The following is a 19,124-nucleotide window of genomic DNA, read 5'->3' on the forward strand; positions in this document are numbered from 1 at the left end:
CGCAAAATCATTATGTATCAAATTTATTTATATGATATATATAGAATTTTATATTAATTATAAAAGAAATAAAAGATTTAATTTTCAGTTTTTTGTTTTTACATCCTATTTATTACCATTCCCTTAATGCACAATAACATGAATATTATTCTAAAAGAAAAATGCGGCAAATTGATTTTTATAAATTATAGAGATGTTGTTACTACGTTATCAAAATGTTTTCATATGGCTTAAAACAGTGATTACTCAAATAAAAAACTGAGGCAGATACCTCAGTTTTTTCGATAACTTATTTCATTGAAGATAACCCTTCAACAAACTCACCAATCTTATTTTGAAAAACAAAATCAAAGTTATATTCCTGTCCTGTTAACTCTTCATTTACTAAAATAGTTGTTGCTCCTACTTCCCTCTTTGCGATTTCCGGGAATGAAGCGACAGGTTGTACTTTTAATGACGTTCCCATAACGAGAAGTACACCTGTTTCATATAAACGTTTCATCGCATTTTGATATTGCGGCAATGTATCTCCGTATAAAACAACATCTGGATTTAAAATAAAATTACACTTCTCACAACGCGGTACTTCATGATCAATCATATACTGTAAATCATAGCCTGATTTACATTTTGGACAATGTGCTGTTTGAAGTGTTCCATGTAAATCAATGACATGCTTACTGCCACCTAATTGATGTAAACCGTCAATATTTTGCGTTAAAATCGTAATATCTTTCCCTTGTTCTTCTAGCTCAGCTAAAAAGCGATGGCCACGATTTGGTTTATATTGATGGAACGTATTAATTTGAAAGATTTCTTTATAATGCTTCCAAAATTCTTTCGGACTTCGGTTATAGTACCCTCTTGATAAGTACATCTCCACATTCGCATCAGCATACAATCCATTTGCTGAACGAAAATCTGGAATACCACTTTCCGTACTTGCACCAGCGCCTGTTAATACTGTAATTTTCTTCGCTTTTTCTAAAATTGAACGTACTTCTTCAAATTGTTGCACAAAAATCACCTCTATGTATTTTCCTATTCTTATTATACCAGTTGTTTACAGGAGGTGTTGTACAATTCATTTTACTTAATGCGTTGCGCCCCCAACCTCTACAATATCTACCTTAACTGTCGTCGTTACTTCGATTGCCAATTCTATCCCCTTACGAATAGTAGAAAGTGACATACTCGGTTGCCCTGGATAATTACTCGCTTGTTCTGGTAAAAACGGAATATGAATGAATCCGCCTTTTATTTTCTTATCATGTTTCTCTAGTTCATGCATAAGTCCATAGAATAAGTGATTACAAACGAATGTGCCTGCCGTCTGTGAAACAGATGACGGTATACCCTCTTCGCGAAGTTTTTTCACGATTGCTTTCATCGGAAGTGTAGACCAATATGCAATCACTCCTTCTTCTACAACTGGTACATCTACCGGCTGATTGCCTTCATTATCAGCAATTCTTGCATCATCAATATTAATTGCGACACGTTCTATCGTAATATCTGGTCTGCCCCCAGCTTGTCCAATGCATATAATAATTTCCGGCGCTAGTTCTTCTATATACTCTTTTAATACGCTTATTGATTTATGAAATACAGTTGGTACTTGTTTGCTTATTATCTTGTATTCTCCAATTGTTTTTTCATGCAAACCTTTTGCTACTTCCCAAGCTGGATTGATATTTTCTCCGCCGAACGGATCAAACCCTGTTAATAATACTGTTTTCATAGTTTTATCCTCCTAATTAGAAACGATATACTAGGCCGTACATAATAAACATATTTATGATAAAAATTGAAAGAGCAATTGGTACTTGCGCTTTAATAACCGCATTTTTATCCTTTAGCTCTAAAAGCATCGCAGGTACGATATTAAAGTTTGCTGCCATTGGAGTAAGCAGCGTTCCGCAATATCCAGCAAACATACCGAGTGCTGCCATAATTGCTGGGTTTCCGCCGTGCATTTGAACTATTAAAGGTAAGCCAATTCCGCCAGTAATAACAGCAAACGCTGCGAATGCATTTCCCATTACGACTGTAAATAGCATCATGCCTAAACAGTACGCCATAACGGCAACGAACGGATACTCTGTCGGTAGCACTTGTCCGACTAAGTCTGAAACAACTTGTCCAACGCCAGACTTCGCGAATATACCGCCAAGTGCTGCTAACATTTGTGGTAAAATTACAGCCCAGCCAACAGCTTGTAATAGTCTGCTTCCTTCTTGTACAGGTGTTGTTATTTTTGATTTTGTAATACGCATCGCCGCAACAAATGCGAGTAATGCACCAAGCGCTAGTGCAACTAATGTTACTTTATCTGGATCAACAAGAGAGACATTTCCCCATTTAATTTTCCCTAAGGTCAACGTACCGATAATTGTAAAAATAGGAATTAATAGTGCAGGCATAAAAATTTTATTTTTTAATTTCTCAGCATGTTTCACACGTTCTTGTACTGGAACTTCTTTTTCCTCTGATTTTGTTACTTTATTTAGCGAGGCTAAAACGACCATAGCGAGCACGATACAGCCAACGTAAAACGAAGGAATTACATTTCCAAATAAAAATGTAACTGCAAACAATGCCCAAAATAAACTAGAACCGAATCTGTTTGGATGTTCACGATCGAATGCGATACGAACAGCGATAAAAGCAACGATTATCCCTAATACATAATAGATTGTATCCATTGTGATGATGTTCATATTAAATTGCCTCCTTCTCTTCTTTTCCTTCTGCCTTCATTGTTTTCTCTATATATTTATCAAACCTTCTAAATCTAATCCAGCTTACAATAAGTGCAGATATTGCTGTCGGAATGCCCCAAAGTGCCATATCCCATACTCCGACATGCATACCTACTGAATCGAAGAATCCTTTCATTAATAAAATAGCTCCAGTTGCGATGAAAATATCTTCTCCGAAAAACCAAGCTGTATTTTCAGCAGCTGCTGCGTTTGCTTTAATCTTTTCTCTTAATTTTTCAGGAAGTTTACCGTATTTACCTTGCGCGGCCCCTTCTGCCATCGGTGCAACGAGCGGCCTTACTGTTTGCGCATGCCCACCAATATTAAGCCCTAGTGCTGCTGATGATTCTCTTATCGTAAAATATGACATTAATACTCTTCCAGTTGTTGCTCCTTTTGATTTCGTTATAAGTGCTTCTGCTCTTTCTTTTAAACCGTAACGCTCTAAAATTCCGATTACCGGTAAAGTTAATATAATTGGCATAGACATATATCTATTTTCTATGAAAAATTTACCGAACATGCTGATCACATCATAAAAACTTAATCCTGAAACCATACCAGTAACAATACCTGCAACCATAACTACTAAAAGTGTATTTAATCTAAATAAAAAGCCCACTGCAACAAGTAGTATTCCGATTAATTTAATCATTTCTAGCACTTCCCCCTATTTTTTATTTCGGTGCACAAATAGAAATACCATTGAGTTTGAATGTTCTGTATATTCTTCCTGCAAATTGTACTGCTTTTTCCCCATCACCGTGTAAACAAATCGTCTGCGCCTGAACTGCTACTTTCTCACCATTCACCGAATTTACATAGCCTTCTTTCACCATTTGAAGTACTTGCTTTATCGCTTCGTCTTCATCTTTTATAAGCGCATTTTCTTCTGTACGGCTCGTTAATGTACCATCTTGCTTATATGTACGATCCGCAAAAGCCTCTTGTACGAGAGTTACTTTGTATTTTTCTGCAGCCTGTATAAACACCTTGCTATTTGCTAATCCATAAAGTAATAGACTTGGATTTATATGATAAATTGCCTTTGCAATTGCATCTGCAATTTCCGGATTAGACGCCGCCATATTATATAAGGCACCGTGCGGCTTTACATGCTGCATTTTCCCGCCTGCCGCTTTCACAAATGCGTCTAATGCGCCTGTTTGATATAAAACATAATCGTATACTTCACTTGCTGAAACATTCATGTTTCTTCTACCAAATCCAATTAAATCAGGAAATCCAGGATGCGCCCCTACTGCTACGTTATGCTCCAAAGCTTTTTCAACAGTTTGACGCATAATAGACGGATCACCCGCATGAAAACCGCAAGCAACGTTTATAGAGGAAACGAACGGAAGAATTTCATCATCATTCCCCATTTTATAAGCGCCAAAACTTTCTCCTAAATCACAGTTTAAATCGATTGTAGTCATAATGTATTCCTCCTAATTTTAGCTTCGTAAAGCGATGAATTTCTTTAATAGATTCCTATTTACTTCTTGTTCTATGTACAATTGTTCCGCTTCTTCAAGCGTAATTTTCTCAAAAGAAACATAGTCCCCCGGCTTTAGCTGGGCAAGAAGAGGTAAATCTACTGAAATGATATTTCCCATTCTCGGATAGCCACCTGTCGTTTGCCTATCTGCCATTAATATAATCGGCTGTCCACCATTAGGAACTTGAATGGTTCCAAATGTAACAGGACTCGATAAAATCTCTTTTTCTTCAATCCTATTTAAAACTTCTCCCTCAACCCTATAGCCCATACGGTCAGCATAATTAGATACCTTATACTCTTTCGTAAAAAATGCCTTTCTACTTTCTTCTGTAAATTGATCGTATTCAAAGTCAGCTATGACACGAAGCTTAGGATGTTTCTTATACTTTGGTAGTACACTGTTGCTAATTGCCCATTTCGTTTTTATACGCTCATCTTTTTGTAAGTCTTGTATGAAACGATTCGCCATTTCTGGTTGTGCACCAATTTGGAAGTAGTCACCCTTTTTCAGCATTCTTCCTTCTATACCGCCAATCGTAGCACGTATGTACGTACTTTTGCTTCCCATTGTACGCTCAATATGTATACCACCCGCAAAAGTTACATACGCTCTGCAACCACTTTTCACTTTTCCAAAACAAAGCATACTACCTTCTTCCGCTAAAATGGGACGCCATAACGGGATACGTTCTCCATTCAATAACGGTTCCATATCTGCTCCGCCAATCGCAAGTAAAGTCGTTTTCTTTATTAACAATTTAGGTCCCATAATCGTCATTTCGAGTCCCGCTTCATTCTCTTCATTACCAACTAACATATTGATCATCCGAAGTGCACTTTGATCCATCACCCCGCCAACTGGCACACCGTATTGTTGATAATGAGATCGCCCTAAATCTTGGACTGTTGTAAACATTCCCGCATGCAAAACCTCTACATCCATTTTTTAGCCCCCTCAAGCGATACGTACTCTTCCTTCGTTATTGGAATAAATCGTAAATACATACCACTTTGAATATATGTTGGTATTTCTTCTTCCAGATTAAATAATGAAATAGGAGTTCGGCCGATAATATTCCATCCTCCTGGTGTTTCAAGCGGATATATACCTGTTTGATTTCCGCCAATACCTACTGAACCAGGAGAGATTTGTAACCGTGGTGTTTCTTTTCTAGGTGTTTCTAATTCTTTTGAAAGTCCTCCTAAATACGGGAACCCTGGTGTAAAACCTAGCATATATACAAAATATGTAGTTTCACTATGTATTCGAATCACATCTTCTACTTGTAAACCGTGATAATGCGCGACTTCTTCTAAATCAGGTCCATATTCTCCCCCGTAGCACACTGGTATAGAAATATGTTTCACATCCTGTTTTACTTCTTCTTTATAAGAATCACACAGCTCCTTTATATACTGGCGAACGTAATCATGTGACCTTTCACTTCTCTCATTTCCCTTCCATACTTCGTATACATTGTAGTAAACAGCTAATGAAGTAAACGACGGAACGCACTCTATCATTCCTGCAAACGGATGTTGCTGCAGTGCTTGAAATAACCGCTGTACTTTCTCATATATATCCCTCTTAATTTCTTCACCAAATGTAACAATAATTGCTTGATCCCCTAACGCAGAAAATTTCATCCTACTCCCTCTTTCTATGCCAAAAAGCCGAGTTCTTTCGAAATGCGATGCGCTGTTTCTTTCACCTTCGCAATAAAATATGAAATGTTACTTTCGTTGTACTCAATTGCTAATCCCGAAATACTAATGCCTGCTACAACCGTTCCATCGCTCGCGAAAATGGGTGCTGCTATCGCGGCTGTATGATTTTCTAACTCAGAATAACTAATGGTGTAGCCTTCCTTTTTTGCCATTTGCAACACTTCTAACAATTGTTTCTTATCCACGATTGTTCCATCTGCAAACTGTTTTAAATCCACTTCCTCTATGTATCTCCGTTTCTCTTCCTCAGAGAAATACGATAGTAAAATTCTTGGACATGCGCCAGCATAAAGCGGTGCTCTTCTTCCAACCGCCGTATACACGCGTACCGGCTGAACACCTTCCATTTTTTCAACATAAATTGCGTCATTTCCATCCTGAATTATTAAATTAACTGCCTGTCCTAAACTATCTCTAAGTTCTTTCATATAAGGAATTGCTATATTTCTTACTGATAATCGGTGTGAAACAAGTTGACCGAACCGTAAAAATACGACCCCTAAACGATATTTCCCCTTTTCGTTTTTTTGTAAAAACTCCATCTCTTCCAACGAACCAATTAAACGATAAACAGATGTCTTCGGCATATTTGTAAGCTGAACCATCTCAGTTAAACTTAGCTCTTCATGCTCATAAAACAACTCTAAAATATCCATTGTCTTAACTGCCGTTTTATTTATACTCATTCTATCTCCCTTTCGTTCCGAATTACGGAACTTAAATTCCGTTTTTCGAAACAAACATATAATTTAAAATTATAAAATATTCTTTCAATTCAATCAATAGATTTTAAGCAAATAAAAAAGTATGGAAGAATATCTCTCCCATACTTCACCACACTTTATAACGCTCTTACTTGTTCCAACGGCCAGAAAACAGCTTGTCCTTTTCCGACAATTTCATCTTCTGAAATAAAGCCAAACATGCGACCATCCTTAGAAACTTCACGATTATCCCCTAAAACAAATACTTGGCCTTCTGGCACTTTCGTTTTCCCAGTGATTTGTTCTAACGTAAAGTCTGGAGTTAATACACGGCCTACTGCTTTTTCTTTAAACTGTTTTAAATATGGTTCTTCCATCGCTTTTCCGTTTACATATAAAACATCATTTTTATACTCAACTGTATCGCCTGGCAAACCAATTACTCGTTTTACTAAATCGTATCCTTCTTTCCCGTGGAAGACGATAATATCAAAGCGATCTAATCCACTTATACTATAACCAATCTTATTCACGAGAACTCTTTCGTTATTTTTTAAAGTGGGCATCATTGATTCACCTTGTACTAAAGAAGGTGTAAATAAAACACCGCGAATAATAGCAATTAATACAAGGGTAAAACCTATCGTTTTAGCCCAAGAGAATAATTCTTTCTTCGTATTTTCCTTCATCGTTTCTCCTCTTTCTTAAGCACTTATTTTATTATTTCAACTAATTCTTGTACTAAATTAGGATCTATTTCAGAAAAACATGATTTTCCTTCTCTTACCGCTGTACCGACATGCGCCTGCGTGATTCCAGTTTCATCTAGCAATCGCTTTATATTTTCTTTCGTCACGCCAGCTCCAGCTACAAGCTGAATTTGACCATCACTTACCTTTTGCATTTCTGTAAGCACCGGAATATTCTCTACTATATTTCCTTGTCCACCTGAAGTTAAAACGTGAGTCACTTTATGAAACTTCTTTAAAGTGCTCATCGCTTCTACTGGATTTTTTATATCATCTATCGCACGGTGGTACGTTACATTTATTCCATCTACAACAGATAGTAAATCCGCTAATTTCTCTTCATCCACTTCATTTCGTTCGTTTAATACGCCTAATACTACCCCAGCTGCTCCTAACTTCTGTGCAACTATAATATCTTCTTTCATCATTTCAATTTCTTCTTCCGTATATGTAAAAGACTTCGCATGCGGACGAATCATAACATGAATTGGTATACTTACCACTTCTACCGCTTTTTTTATAAAAGCATAACTCGGTGTTAAACCACCTTCTGTATAAGATGAAATTAATTCAATCCGCTTCCCGCCAGCACTTTCAATTCGTTTTACATCTTCTAAACATGTTGCAATAACCTCTAGCATGAGATGACCTCTTTTCGTGCTTTTTTCTTATTATAACATTAGTAAAAATAAGAAGCCTAGCTTTCTCCTTTAAAACTTAAAAAAGAAGAATGAAAAGAAAGATTTTTTATTGGCAACGATTATTGGTAATATCCTATTATTCATGTACACTCCTACCATAATGAAAAAAGCCCTTCATTTTGACGGATTTTTCTAATTTCAAGCTTTTCTTTCCTCAGTTTTCAGATCAATGCCTAATTGATCTTCCAATAACTTTACACCTTTCTTTGTAAGATGGACAGCTCGGTTCTTATCCGTTTTCGTAATCCATCCCTGTTCAAAAAGCAGTTTTGCAATTGCAGACCCTAACCAACCAGAAATATGGTAACGCCGTTCACTCCAATCAAGGCAAGGTTTTGCAAATACCCTCCTTTTTGTATCTGCCTCATCAACATTTATTCCAAAATTCAGAAACCATTTCTTACCTTGTTCCGTTACAATGTATTCTCCATCCTCTAAAATTATAAATTGCCTATCTAGTAATTTTTCAGTTATCTCTACACCGAGTTTGCCTGCAAGATGATCATAACAAGTTCGAGCATAACGAATTTGTTTTAGTTGGCTTGATTGTTTTAAAGAGCGAACTTGAACTGTTGGTGCAATTGTCCCTAACTTTTCAAGCACTTCTGCAACTTCTTGATTAGCAAGTCGATAGTAACGATGTCTACCCTGTTGTTCAACTGTAAGTAAATTCCCTTCTACTAATTTAGAAAGATGCGAACTAATTGTTGGATGTGACACTTTTGCCATATAAGCCAATTCACTAGCAGGTAGTGCCTGATTATTCATTAGACAATCTAAGATGATTGCTCTTGTAGGTTCAGCAATTAGTTTAGCTATATATGAGATATTCGGATATACATTCATATTTCGATGATACCCTAACTATTAAATTGATACAATTATTTTAAGTTTAATAGTAAAGGAGAATGTATTATGAATGCAATTGATCTTAGTATATTAAATTTAAAAGAAACGAGAAGGCGCTCAGAAAAATTATGGAATTCTCTTCCCGATAATTTTCTTAATTGGAAGCCTGATCCTGAGGCTATGTCCTTTGGTGAAATGATTCGTCACGTATGGAGCTCAACTTTTTACTATCATATGATTATAAAAAACAACGGTTCAATAAACGACATACGTACCCCGTATGATGACGAGCCAATTACTTGTGTAAAAAAAGAAATTGAATTGGCACAATCACACTTTACTGACTTCATAGAATATGTTCAATCAATAAGCATAGCCGAGCTAGATTCAAGACTTATTGATCGAAGCGATGTTGGCTATCAACGATATTTAGGTGATATGCTATTACGAATTGCCTATCATGATGCGGTCCATGCGGGTCAATTTTTACAATATTTGCGAATGGTTAACTTGGAAAGACCTTTAATTTGGGATTAAATACGAAAAATGTTTATACAGCCTCCAAACTGGCATTACAATAAGAATTTTTCAACAAGAAACAATCACAACACCATGATAATCATTTATATTAAAAACCTACATCTCCATTAAGTACTTCATACACATAAAAAGCACGGGTTTGATTACTAATCAAACCCGTGCTTTCAAAACAACTATAATATCCATAAACAATAAAATGTAAACTTCAAAAATCACGACCGAAACGCCGCATCCGCCAGCATAGACAATGTTGCATCATCCATCGGTGGATTATGCAGTCCTGCTCTGACGTTTAAATAGTAACGATGGAGCGGATTTTTTTCTGATAAACTTTTTGCTCCTACGATGCGCATCGATTTATCCACTATAGATATCGCCGCATTTGTTACAGCATATTTCACAGCTGCTAATTCTGCTTGCAGTGATAGTTTATCTTCTGCCTCATCGTACTTTTTCGCAATTTGATATAAAAAGACGCGAGCTTGCATAAGCTCGAGTTCTAATTCTCCAACTAATCTTCTAACATTCGGTAATAAACTAATAGAATGGTTTAAACTATTTGGTTTGTATGATCCCGCAAACTGAACTGCATAATTTCTTGCTGATTGTGCAATTCCTAAATAACATGCTGGTATATGTAGCAACCAGCCAATACCCTTTTGTTTCACTTTCCCGCCTTTTACATCCGTAAAAAAGCGGTTGTCTATCTCTACATTTTGTAAGACAAGGTCGTGGCTAGCAGTCCCTCGCATTGCAACGCTATCCCACGTTTCTTCAATAGATACACCGAGTGTATTTCTTGGAATAACAAACTCACCAACTTCTTCACGGCCTTCCATACTTGCTGAAATAATAAAATAATCAAGTACTGGCGCCATCGTTGTAAAATTTTTTCTTCCATTTATAACCCACTTCTCGCCTTGTTGAACCGCTATTGTTTCTGGTTTGCCGCCACGCGTCGGACTCCCTGTTTTCGGTTCTGTTGCTGCCCTGTTAAAGAGCGCACCATTACGTACTTCTTCGCAAAACCATTTGAACATCTCATCATTCCAAGAGCGATTTTCCGCTAGCTCCTTCACAATGCCAAGATGCCAGCCAATCGATAATGCAGTAGCTCCACAGCCTTCCGCGATTTTCTCTTGAAATAAAACGAAGTCATATAAAGAAATGGCACTACCACCAAATTCCTTCGGTAACGTTAATTTCGTATATCCGATATCTTTCAAATCATTTATATTTTCATACGGAAATGATCCTAATTCACTTAGCTGATGCTCCCTTTCCATGAACTTCGGAATCAATTTATTTATTTTCTCAATAATTAAAGACTGTTCTTCTGTTTCAACAAATGAGAGTGCCATACTATAATCTCCTTTATGCTCGATTCATAAACCGTTCATTTTGTCATTATGATTATATGAAGCTACCTCTCTATTGTTTCACTATTCCGATAAAAATACAATGTTTTTGACTAATAAGAAAAGTTCCTATTTAAGGATAGATCCTTTTCTTATATTAGTCCCCCTTCAATGCTTTTAATGGCAAAGAGGTTACATATCCAATATACGAGAATAATTCTTTAAAGAAGAATGGTATTTCTGTATCTAACGTTTTATATGCTGATGTCGGCGTTGGTGAAGCATACGCTTCAATATTAATATGTTTTGCGATTCTCATTGCGCGTTTCATATGAAGTGGATCACTTACAATCGTGTATGTTTGTATGCCGTTCTCTATTCCAACTTGCTTCGCATTTTTTAAATTTTCTTCAGTGAAAAGGGATTTAGTTTCAATTAAAATATCTTCCTCTTTTACACCTTGTTTCATTGCATATACTCTTGCAGTACGTGCTTCCTCAAGTTCTGCCTCGAACTTTGTACCACCTGTAAAAATAATCTTTTTAATATTTCCGTTCTTATATAAAGAAATCGCATGATTAATTCTTTCTTTAAATACAGGAGATGGTTTTCCGTTCCATGAAGCTGCTCCTAGTACGATACCAGCATCCGTTTTCACGTCATCATTTGCTTTAAAACGATAACTCCAAATATCGTAAGCTGCATAACTTACATATAAAATAGCAGAACAAATCATTAGTAAAAATACTTGAAAGATTCGTCTTTTCTTACTCTTCTTATTTTCTTTCATTTGTAATTGCCTCCGTACATCATCCATACTTCTATAAAAAACATTTATATCAAATCGTTTTGTTTGAGTTTATTTAAAAGAAGGAACTTTACTTGTTATTTATGTATAAAAGGGTTTTCATTTAAAATTGAGGATTATCAATTCATTTTCATTTGCGGTTTTCATTACATTTTTTAAATTCATAAGTTTATTACCATACAACTACATTGTAACGAATTTTTTCTCAGAAGGGAACGATGAAACAAAAGGAATTAAAATAAAGTAGCATTTTGTAAGAAAAAAGGTATATTTTTCATATCTCACGAACAATATACCTTTCAAAACACGAATTATAACTTTTCTTTATACAACTCTAATTTTTCTAACAATTGTTCTTTTACGCCTGGCCATTCACTCGAGATAATACTGTACACCACCGCATCTCTCACATAACCATTCGGTAATTTTCTTTCATTTCGAAGCACACCCTCTTTTACTGCGCCTAACCGTTCAATTGCTCGTTGTGCTTTTTCATTTCTTGCATCCGTCTTAATTTGCACTCTCAGCATATGCAATTTTTCAAAAGCATACTGAAGAAGCATATACTTACACTCTGTATTTATACTCGTACGTTGCACACTCGGATGATACCACGTTTGCCCTAACTCAACTGTCTTATCTTCTACTGAAATATTATATAAACGTGTACTTCCTACAATCTTATTCGACTGTTGATCTACGACTATGAAAGGTATTTGAGTACCTCTTCCGTAACCCTTTATCGCTTTTTGAACGTATTGTTGCATATCTTGCACACTATCCATTTTAGAGATTAAATACGCCCAAATATCCCGATTTCCTTCTACAATCGAAAACAAAGTTTCGACATCAGTATTATCCATTAACCGCAACTTTGCTCTTTCGTGAATAATTTCCATTTTTAAGCCCCCTTTGTTGTTACTATATCATAAGAATCAAAAACGCATTATAAGAATAAAAAAATATAAAGAAAAGAATTCTTTTCAAATATATTCTTCTCGTATAAGGTAGGAAGACTCATCAGTAATCATTAAAAAAGAATTTTTCGATAATTTCCAATAAATTCTATATAATGATAAACGGGCGGGGATAAAAAATGCTAGATCAAATTACTTGGGGAACGCCAGGCAGCTTATTATGCTTAGGATTCTTTTTTGCAGGACTAGGAATCTTCTTAAGAAGCGTTACGTCATATACGAAAAATAAATAAGAATATCCCGCTTTTAAACAAAAGAAGCCCTCTTTTTACAGACGGCTTCTTTTGTTTAACTTTATCTTATTAAAACTTCAAAGCAACAAATAAGCAATCGGCGTAATAATAAGCAACGTTAAAATCGTTCTCTGCACATATAAAATAATGAGTTCAGATACTTTTAACGGAATATCTGTTGATAATATACAAGGAATGGAAGCGGAGAAAAACAAAATAGATGATACGGAAACAACTGCAATAACAAACTTTGTCACGAGTGGTGCACTTACTACTAATAATGACGGTAAAAACATTTCTGCAATGCCAACTGATGCGGCTTTAGCAGCTAAGTCTGCTTCTGGTAATTGTAATAGCCATGTAAACGGATAGAAAATATAACTAATCCAATCAAATGTTGGCGTGAACTTCGCTAAGACGATACCAATTAATCCTACTGACATAATGGATGGTAAAATTCCCATTGTCATAATAAATCCGTCTTTTAAATTCACTGCAATATTTTTCATAATGCTCGGTGCAGACTTTGATACTTCTAACGCATCTTCCCAAGCACGTTCCAACATTTTCTCTTTATAAACAGGCTCTGGGAAGCCTTCTTCTGTTACATATGTATCTGGTTTTCTACTGAGGGGTGGGATTCTTACGGTGATAGCAGTCACGATGAATGTTACAACAAGTGTAGTCCAAAAATAAACATTCCATAAATGCATAATATCTAATGTTTTTGCGATGATGATCATAAATGTAGCGGATACTGTAGAAAATCCTGTAGCGATAATCGCCGCTTCTTTTGTCGTATACTTTCCTTCTTTATACACGCGATTCGTAATAAGGAGAGCAAGCGAATAACTTCCAACGAAGGACGCAACTGCATCGATTGCCGATCTCCCCGGCGTATTCCATAATGGCCTCATAATCGGACGACAAAATGTACCGATAAATTCAAGCAATCCATATCCGACTAATAACGCTAAAAACGCCGAGCCAATTGGAACGAGCAAACTTACTGATATGACTAGCTTCTCATATAAAAACGGTCCAACATCTGGCGCAAAGAACCAATCTGGTCCTACTTTTAAACAATATAATATGCCAAAAACAAAGCCAACTACTTTTAAAATAGAAAAACAAATGTCTACGATAGATGCATTCCATTTCTTCGTATAAAATGGATAAATCGCACCAATTGCCATAACAAATAATGCATAATAAGGTACTATGCCAGGAACCGAAGCCCTAATCCACGATACGATATGATCAATCATAATAGACGATGCACCGTTTATCGTAACAGGAACGAAAAACATAAACACTCCAACGAGACTAGCAAGTATAAACCGAAGAATAATCCCCTTCTCTCGCCCTGTCTTAATTACATTACTCTTTAATTCAATTTCACTCAAAATTCGACACCTCCTATTATCTAAATATTCTGTATAATAATGTTGTATTCCTTCTTTCCATTTCTACTATTTAATCATATGAAAAAGCCTATTTTAAAATAGGCTTTTCTATTACCTCTCATAATCATCCACAAGCACTTGAATGATACGATAAGATTCTTCTGCTACTTTTTCATTACTATCCCTATTCGCATCATATGTAATTAACGCCTTCCAAAGTGCCCATCCTCTCGCTCTATTCCACGTTTCTTCATCCATGCGTAATACTTCTTTAAATACATTTCTACTATTTTCATCAAAAAACGTCCAAGCCATCGCTGCATCACAAGCAGGATCTCCTACGCCTAAAATACCAAAATCAATTACAGCACAAAGCTTTCCATCTTTAACGAGTAAATTCCCTGGCGCTACATCTCCATGAACCCAAACTGGCTTACGATCCCATGTCGAACTAAGTGCTACATTCCAAAGGTGTTTTAATAATGCCTCGTCAAAAACATCCTTATTATTTTCAATAGCAACTCTCGCCTCTTCATCATATACAGATATAAGTCCGCCTCGGTAAAAATTATGTGTTCCAGCTAAAGGTCCGTTACTCGCATTAATAGATTGCAATTCTACTAAAAAAGATCCTAAGTCCGCCGCAAATTCATTTAAATCCCGAACGTTTTGTTTCGTAACTGTTTCTCCCTCTATCCACTTATTAATAGACCAAGGCAATGGATACGCTTCAGACGGATTTCCTTTCGCAAGTGGGGTAGAAATCGGTAAAGAAAGCCCCTTATTTAATATAGGAAGCCAACTATTTTCTTTCTCTACTTGCGGTGCATATGCCACATCACTTGGCAATCTTACACTCATCTCATCCCCTAAGTGAAACGTCCTATTATCATACCCACTAAACTTTACAGGTTTCACTTCTAAATGGGCCCATTCAGGAAACTGTTCCTGTATTAACTTTTCAACTAAACTTACGTTAATTGGATGCATTCACATTCTCCTTTTCTTTTGAAACTTACTAAGCCCATCCGTACTTCCAACATATTCAAAACTATTTTTCTTATAAAAATCATTCAACGTACGATTATGCCCCACGCAATCTAACTTCAAATACTCTTTATCACATTGCACATTCTCTTCTACCCACCGTAAAATCCATTCTCCTATTCCATTTCCCTTATACTTCCGTTTCACCGCAAATCTATGAATATATAATGAATTAGAAACTTCCTCTTTACCAAAAATATGTTCATCCCATTCATTTTGTTTAGGAGAAACTGTAACCGTACCAACTATTTCAGCTTCTTTCAGAACAACATATGTATATTTCTCTCTTATACATTCTAGTATTTCAGCCGTAGCTTCCTCTCCTAAAAGATACTGCCACTGATCCACTTCTTTATATTGTAGCCATTGTGCTACCTCTTTTAATAAAAGGATAATACTATCACTTTCATTTTCAGTAGCAATTCGAATTGCATATTCTTTACTTATATTTCTCTCCATATTGCCTTTCCCCTTTCAAATTGCTACCATACTGACAAACGAGTCCTTCCATCATTTTCATCTGTAATATATTCTACATAAAATCCTTGATTCACTGCGTTTTCATACATTAATTCAATCGATTTTTGATCTTTCGCATAAATTTGTATGTATTGAGCATCCACCGCTAATACAACTACCTCACACTTGCTTTCCTTAAACTCTTCGTATGTTTCAATATCTATCGCTATTTCTCCTTTAGGATATGCTTTTAAATCTGCAAAAATAAGATAATATATGTTGTCTTTAACTAACTTTTTCAACGCTAACCCTTCCACTACACTTGGTTCTTCTGGAAATAATGCCTCATCCAATTCACCACGTGCTATTAAGTAGGACTCCTCATCCCTCACTCGCCAATCAAATACAGTAATATCAATTGGCTTTAATACTTTCCAAAGTAAATTATCATATCCATCTAGAATATCTACTGTAAGCCCTCTTTTCATATGCTTGCTCCTAACTTATTCATTTTCGTTTCATACATTATATATGAAATGTAATTACTATATTTTGTCGATACATAAGTACATCATAAAAAAACCGCTCCACTACTAGCGAAACGGTTTCCTTCTGCTTACATTTAAATATTCCATTCAATTGTTGCACTACGTTTTAAAATATTTTTTAATATATGCACCACATCAGTCGTTCATTCTTAATGTTCACTTCGACTTCACGAAGTAATATAAAAACCATACTGCATGATTTTGTTCATCCGCAGCTATTCTCCGTAACAACTCTTTCAAATGTACATCCGATGTCTCATCTGAAATTTCCAAATAAAAATCTACTGTTTTTTGTTCATCTTGTATAGCAAACTCTAATCCTTGTAAATACGTATTCGGACAGTCTTCAGTAATTTGTGGTTTCGGCTGCCTGCCAGTTAAGTTCGTATAAATTTGTACAAAGTTGTGGAAATGCTTTATTTCATCATTACGAATTTCAAGAATTTGTTTTTGTTCTACTTGATTTGGAGCCATATTTGCTAATTTTGCATAGCAGCTTATGGCGCTATACTCTCCATTTATAGCTTTTTCAATATCACTAATCAATTTATCATTCTGCCTATACCAATCATAATAATTTGAATTATACATCATATCCCCCCATACTTTCGCTTAACATTTTATGCATTTAGAAATAGTAGGAGCCTGTGTATTTAATGGGACGGCTTTAGAATGAAAGAAAAGTTTGAGAAAAGGGTCTATTTTGTAAAGGAATTGCTTATTCATAAAGTGAAACTATAATCAGTGGGGATTTTACTACACGGCAAATAGCGGATAAAATATCACTATTTTTTTGTACGCTGTTGCTATAAATTCGCGAATGAATCAGGTTTCCAACCAGATGTGGTGTTGAGATGCGAAGCTATTATGAATCCAGTCATATAACTAGGAGGTACCACTATGCCATCTTTATTTAAAACTATGGCCTTCCAGCTGAAAACCGAAAGACTTGAGCTTAGTATGTGGGAGGAATCCGATTCCGTTTGGCTGAGCAAATTAATTGGCGAACGTGGCGTGGACATTCCAGCCGTTGATTCCGTTCGTAACCGGCTTATTGAGATGCGCAAGAAGGCAGATGAAAATGGTATTTCCCTTCTCACTATTCGAAGGAGAGACGAAGGCGATTTCATTGGGTACTGTGGCTTAATTATCGGTCGTTCCACACTTGAAGAGCCGGAGATTGCATACGAGTTGTTCCGCAGCGCTCATGGTAAAGGTTATGCGACTGAGGCCGCATCTGTTGTACTGGACGCGGCGATTGCTACTGGGCGCCAAAGACTTTGGTCGACTGTAGGTGCTTGGAATATCGCTTCCCTCCGGGTACTAGAAAAGATAGGATTTAAGCGGCATCACAGTACGTGGGATGATGAACGTGGTGAGATTGTTTGGAACGTACGCGATCTTTAAAGATTTCGCCTTAATTCTAAACACTACACTTTTCAACAATCAGGCATTTACATTGAGAAAAAATCACAAACAAGCCGTTTCACTAATTAGTGAAACGGCTTGTTTTTAAGCGTTCAATTCTGTTTTATGCCCTTTTACTACACTACGTTTGAGTGCAGTTGCTAATATAGTAACCATACTTACTATACCAATCCAAACGAGTACAGTAACAGGTGTATTCCAGCTTAACCCTTTTCCGAAGAAGAAGATTTCTCTTAGGCCTTCAATCATAAATTTCATTGGTAACCATGAGTAAACCCAGTCTTGATAAAACGGAGACAACATCTCAGGTGCTAATAATAATAACGGTGCCCCGAAGAATAGTAATAAAGCGAATAAACCGATTCCTTTTAGCCCAACTAATGATAGTACTGCAGATATCATTAAGAAGAAACTAAAAGAAGTAATGGATAAGAATAGAGCTGTATCCGTGAAGTTCGAAATATTTAACCCTACCATCCCATCTGCAATCCATGTAAGACCAAACCCAATTACAAGTGTCGCAATAGCTCCTGTTACGATTTGTTTTACTTTTAACAGAAAGTTTTCTTTTCTTGAGCTTACTGGCATTTTACTAATCGCAATAAAAATAATCGCTGCACTAGCTAAACTTGCAATCCATAACGGCTGGAATAATGATATTGGTGAGTTACCGTTCGCACTATTTTTGCCGACCTCATTCACATTTTTCACGTTCTTTACAATAGGTGTTACTAATTTCTCAGCTTGATCTGTTGTTACAGTAGCTCCTTTTGCTTTCAACCCTTCTAATATTTGTGTACGAACAGTATTGTTCATATTATCAACAATCGCCTGTAATATTTGCTCTGCCATAGTTGATGCAGCCGTATTCATTCCTTGATTAATATATATTTCTATCTCAGGTGAAGATGGCTGTGGTGTTCGTAACGACGCTTGTTTTGCGCTAAATTCTTTCGGGATGACTAATGCCGCGTAATACTCTTTATTGTTTAATCCCTTTTGAACGGCTTCTTTATTTTTTACTTCTACCCACTCCACTGCGGGTTCTTCCTCTGATTTCGCTGTTTTTTTCATGTTATCAACGATCGTTTGCCCCATATTCATTTTCGGTTGATTTGGAATTTCTACACCTTGATCCTCATTTACAATTGCAATTGGCAAGTTTTTCGGCTGCGGTTGAACAGTTGGAAATAGCGTTAATGAAAAAATAAAAACAACAAGTAGTGCAATAACTGGTGATAAAAATAAAAGTTTATTTTTAAACATTTTCTTTTCTCCTCCCTTAATTTGATCTATAATAACCAACAACGTGTTGTTTATTTA

The 19,124-nt window shown here is 36.1% G+C and carries 22 protein-coding genes; 2 read left to right on the forward strand and 20 right to left on the reverse strand.

The genetic code is table 11. The features are described 5' to 3' along the window. Positions 1-289 precede the first annotated feature (289 nt). The 11 genes from ACUL40_RS07455 to ACUL40_RS07505 all read right to left on the reverse strand — a co-directional run bounded on the left by ACUL40_RS07455 (position 290) and on the right by ACUL40_RS07505 (position 8,994). The gene (locus tag ACUL40_RS07455; protein WP_074554685.1) at positions 290-1,027 is read right to left on the reverse strand and encodes an NAD-dependent protein deacylase; all 738 of its coding nucleotides are present in this window, start codon (positions 1,025-1,027) and stop codon (positions 290-292) included. A gap of 66 nt (positions 1,028-1,093) precedes the next feature. Beyond that, positions 1,094-1,741, reverse strand: coding sequence for a pyroglutamyl-peptidase I (gene pcp, locus ACUL40_RS07460; RefSeq protein WP_000859710.1), 648 nt, complete (start codon positions 1,739-1,741; stop codon positions 1,094-1,096). A 16-nt stretch (positions 1,742-1,757) separates the two neighbouring features. Then, positions 1,758-2,720: a DUF979 domain-containing protein gene (locus tag ACUL40_RS07465; RefSeq protein WP_001021658.1), complete on the reverse strand. Its 963-nt coding sequence runs from the start codon at positions 2,718-2,720 to the stop codon at positions 1,758-1,760. Between the two features lies 1 nt (position 2,721). Beyond that, positions 2,722-3,417 (reverse strand): DUF969 domain-containing protein, encoded by a 696-nt coding sequence (locus ACUL40_RS07470; RefSeq protein WP_000593392.1) that lies wholly within the window; start codon positions 3,415-3,417, stop codon positions 2,722-2,724. A gap of 22 nt (positions 3,418-3,439) precedes the next feature. Then, positions 3,440-4,201, reverse strand: a complete 762-nt coding sequence (gene pxpA, locus ACUL40_RS07475; RefSeq protein ID WP_283746355.1) for a 5-oxoprolinase subunit PxpA — start codon at positions 4,199-4,201, stop codon at positions 3,440-3,442. An 18-nt stretch (positions 4,202-4,219) separates the two neighbouring features. Further along, positions 4,220-5,209 (reverse strand): 5-oxoprolinase subunit C family protein, encoded by a 990-nt coding sequence (locus tag ACUL40_RS07480; protein ID WP_283746354.1) that lies wholly within the window; start codon positions 5,207-5,209, stop codon positions 4,220-4,222. Continuing rightward, entirely contained in the window at positions 5,200-5,913 is a 714-nt protein-coding gene (gene pxpB / locus ACUL40_RS07485) for a 5-oxoprolinase subunit PxpB (protein WP_445422840.1), read from the reverse strand. Before pxpB ends, ACUL40_RS07480 begins: the two co-directional genes overlap by 10 nt. Positions 5,914-5,927: 14 nt before the next feature. Then, a complete protein-coding gene (locus ACUL40_RS07490; protein WP_000026361.1) occupies positions 5,928-6,680 on the reverse strand; it encodes an IclR family transcriptional regulator in 753 nt (250 codons plus the stop codon). Positions 6,681-6,835: 155 nt separating this feature from the next. Further along, a complete protein-coding gene (lepB, locus tag ACUL40_RS07495; RefSeq protein ID WP_000662501.1) occupies positions 6,836-7,387 on the reverse strand; it encodes a signal peptidase I in 552 nt (183 codons plus the stop codon). 23 nt (positions 7,388-7,410) lie between these two features. Next, positions 7,411-8,088 carry a copper homeostasis protein CutC gene (locus tag ACUL40_RS07500; RefSeq protein ID WP_000895119.1) on the reverse strand — a complete coding sequence of 226 codons (678 nt, stop codon included), beginning with the start codon at positions 8,086-8,088 and terminating at the stop codon, positions 7,411-7,413. Positions 8,089-8,286: 198 nt separating this feature from the next. Continuing rightward, positions 8,287-8,994, reverse strand: coding sequence for an ArsR/SmtB family transcription factor (locus tag ACUL40_RS07505; protein WP_445422839.1), 708 nt, complete (start codon positions 8,992-8,994; stop codon positions 8,287-8,289). Positions 8,995-9,063: 69 nt separating this feature from the next. Here ACUL40_RS07505 and ACUL40_RS07510 point away from each other — a divergent pair, with 69 nt between their 5' ends. Next, entirely contained in the window at positions 9,064-9,534 is a 471-nt protein-coding gene (locus tag ACUL40_RS07510) for a DinB family protein (protein ID WP_000991272.1), read from the forward strand. Positions 9,535-9,749: 215 nt separating this feature from the next. On the opposite strand, the gene ACUL40_RS07515 is transcribed toward ACUL40_RS07510, so the two are convergent. The 8 genes from ACUL40_RS07515 to ACUL40_RS07550 all read right to left on the reverse strand — a co-directional run bounded on the left by ACUL40_RS07515 (position 9,750) and on the right by ACUL40_RS07550 (position 16,964). Continuing rightward, positions 9,750-10,898: an acyl-CoA dehydrogenase family protein gene (locus ACUL40_RS07515; RefSeq protein WP_001218362.1), complete on the reverse strand. Its 1,149-nt coding sequence runs from the start codon at positions 10,896-10,898 to the stop codon at positions 9,750-9,752. Positions 10,899-11,052: 154 nt separating this feature from the next. Next, positions 11,053-11,685: a YdcF family protein gene (locus ACUL40_RS07520; protein WP_000662215.1), complete on the reverse strand. Its 633-nt coding sequence runs from the start codon at positions 11,683-11,685 to the stop codon at positions 11,053-11,055. A gap of 329 nt (positions 11,686-12,014) precedes the next feature. Next, positions 12,015-12,602, reverse strand: a complete 588-nt coding sequence (locus ACUL40_RS07525) for a GNAT family N-acetyltransferase (RefSeq protein WP_000402585.1) — start codon at positions 12,600-12,602, stop codon at positions 12,015-12,017. A 388-nt stretch (positions 12,603-12,990) separates the two neighbouring features. Beyond that, entirely contained in the window at positions 12,991-14,319 is a 1,329-nt protein-coding gene (locus tag ACUL40_RS07530; protein ID WP_445422838.1) for a YjiH family protein, read from the reverse strand. 111 nt (positions 14,320-14,430) lie between these two features. Beyond that, on the reverse strand, positions 14,431-15,309 hold the full coding sequence (locus ACUL40_RS07535) for an aminoglycoside phosphotransferase family protein (RefSeq protein ID WP_063245351.1): 879 nt from the start codon (positions 15,307-15,309) through the stop codon (positions 14,431-14,433). Then, positions 15,310-15,825, reverse strand: a complete 516-nt coding sequence (locus tag ACUL40_RS07540; RefSeq protein ID WP_000440749.1) for a GNAT family N-acetyltransferase — start codon at positions 15,823-15,825, stop codon at positions 15,310-15,312. A gap of 23 nt (positions 15,826-15,848) precedes the next feature. Continuing rightward, positions 15,849-16,313 carry a DUF2691 family protein gene (locus ACUL40_RS07545; protein WP_000820297.1) on the reverse strand — a complete coding sequence of 155 codons (465 nt, stop codon included), beginning with the start codon at positions 16,311-16,313 and terminating at the stop codon, positions 15,849-15,851. 216 nt (positions 16,314-16,529) lie between these two features. Beyond that, the gene (locus ACUL40_RS07550) at positions 16,530-16,964 is read right to left on the reverse strand and encodes a ferritin-like domain-containing protein (protein WP_000282831.1); all 435 of its coding nucleotides are present in this window, start codon (positions 16,962-16,964) and stop codon (positions 16,530-16,532) included. A 309-nt stretch (positions 16,965-17,273) separates the two neighbouring features. Here ACUL40_RS07550 and ACUL40_RS07555 point away from each other — a divergent pair, with 309 nt between their 5' ends. Beyond that, positions 17,274-17,780, forward strand: a complete 507-nt coding sequence (locus ACUL40_RS07555; protein ID WP_001139523.1) for a GNAT family N-acetyltransferase — start codon at positions 17,274-17,276, stop codon at positions 17,778-17,780. Between the two features lie 105 nt (positions 17,781-17,885). Here ACUL40_RS07555 and ACUL40_RS07560 read toward each other — a convergent pair whose 3' ends face one another. Continuing rightward, positions 17,886-19,067 carry a YhgE/Pip domain-containing protein gene (locus ACUL40_RS07560; RefSeq protein ID WP_000475839.1) on the reverse strand — a complete coding sequence of 394 codons (1,182 nt, stop codon included), beginning with the start codon at positions 19,065-19,067 and terminating at the stop codon, positions 17,886-17,888. Between the last annotated feature and the right edge of the window lie 57 nt (positions 19,068-19,124).

The sequence above is a fragment of the Bacillus sp. KNSH39 genome, assembly GCF_052656585.1.

Excerpts from the sequence above, each read along its gene's own strand:
- ACUL40_RS07535 (WP_063245351.1), bottom strand. The coding sequence starts at position 15,309 with ATGCATCCAATTAACGTAAGTTTAGTTGAAAAGTTAATACAGGAACAG.
- pxpA (WP_283746355.1), bottom strand. The coding sequence starts at position 4,201 with ATGACTACAATCGATTTAAACTGTGATTTAGGAGAAAGTTTTGGCGCT.
- ACUL40_RS07540 (WP_000440749.1), bottom strand. The coding sequence starts at position 15,825 with ATGGAGAGAAATATAAGTAAAGAATATGCAATTCGAATTGCTACTGAA.
- ACUL40_RS07510 (WP_000991272.1), top strand. The coding sequence starts at position 9,064 with ATGAATGCAATTGATCTTAGTATATTAAATTTAAAAGAAACGAGAAGG.
- ACUL40_RS07505 (WP_445422839.1), bottom strand. The coding sequence starts at position 8,994 with ATGAATGTATATCCGAATATCTCATATATAGCTAAACTAATTGCTGAA.
- ACUL40_RS07525 (WP_000402585.1), bottom strand. The coding sequence starts at position 12,602 with ATGGAAATTATTCACGAAAGAGCAAAGTTGCGGTTAATGGATAATACT.
- ACUL40_RS07490 (WP_000026361.1), bottom strand. The coding sequence starts at position 6,680 with ATGAGTATAAATAAAACGGCAGTTAAGACAATGGATATTTTAGAGTTG.
- ACUL40_RS07480 (WP_283746354.1), bottom strand. The coding sequence starts at position 5,209 with ATGGATGTAGAGGTTTTGCATGCGGGAATGTTTACAACAGTCCAAGAT.
- ACUL40_RS07520 (WP_000662215.1), bottom strand. The coding sequence starts at position 11,685 with ATGAAAGAAAATAAGAAGAGTAAGAAAAGACGAATCTTTCAAGTATTT.
- ACUL40_RS07545 (WP_000820297.1), bottom strand. The coding sequence starts at position 16,313 with ATGAAAAGAGGGCTTACAGTAGATATTCTAGATGGATATGATAATTTA.
- pcp (WP_000859710.1), bottom strand. The coding sequence starts at position 1,741 with ATGAAAACAGTATTATTAACAGGGTTTGATCCGTTCGGCGGAGAAAAT.
- lepB (WP_000662501.1), bottom strand. The coding sequence starts at position 7,387 with ATGAAGGAAAATACGAAGAAAGAATTATTCTCTTGGGCTAAAACGATA.
- ACUL40_RS07470 (WP_000593392.1), bottom strand. The coding sequence starts at position 3,417 with ATGATTAAATTAATCGGAATACTACTTGTTGCAGTGGGCTTTTTATTT.
- ACUL40_RS07555 (WP_001139523.1), top strand. The coding sequence starts at position 17,274 with ATGCCATCTTTATTTAAAACTATGGCCTTCCAGCTGAAAACCGAAAGA.
- ACUL40_RS07550 (WP_000282831.1), bottom strand. The coding sequence starts at position 16,964 with ATGTATAATTCAAATTATTATGATTGGTATAGGCAGAATGATAAATTG.
- pxpB (WP_445422840.1), bottom strand. The coding sequence starts at position 5,913 with ATGAAATTTTCTGCGTTAGGGGATCAAGCAATTATTGTTACATTTGGT.
- ACUL40_RS07560 (WP_000475839.1), bottom strand. The coding sequence starts at position 19,067 with ATGTTTAAAAATAAACTTTTATTTTTATCACCAGTTATTGCACTACTT.
- ACUL40_RS07515 (WP_001218362.1), bottom strand. The coding sequence starts at position 10,898 with ATGGCACTCTCATTTGTTGAAACAGAAGAACAGTCTTTAATTATTGAG.
- ACUL40_RS07465 (WP_001021658.1), bottom strand. The coding sequence starts at position 2,720 with ATGAACATCATCACAATGGATACAATCTATTATGTATTAGGGATAATC.
- ACUL40_RS07500 (WP_000895119.1), bottom strand. The coding sequence starts at position 8,088 with ATGCTAGAGGTTATTGCAACATGTTTAGAAGATGTAAAACGAATTGAA.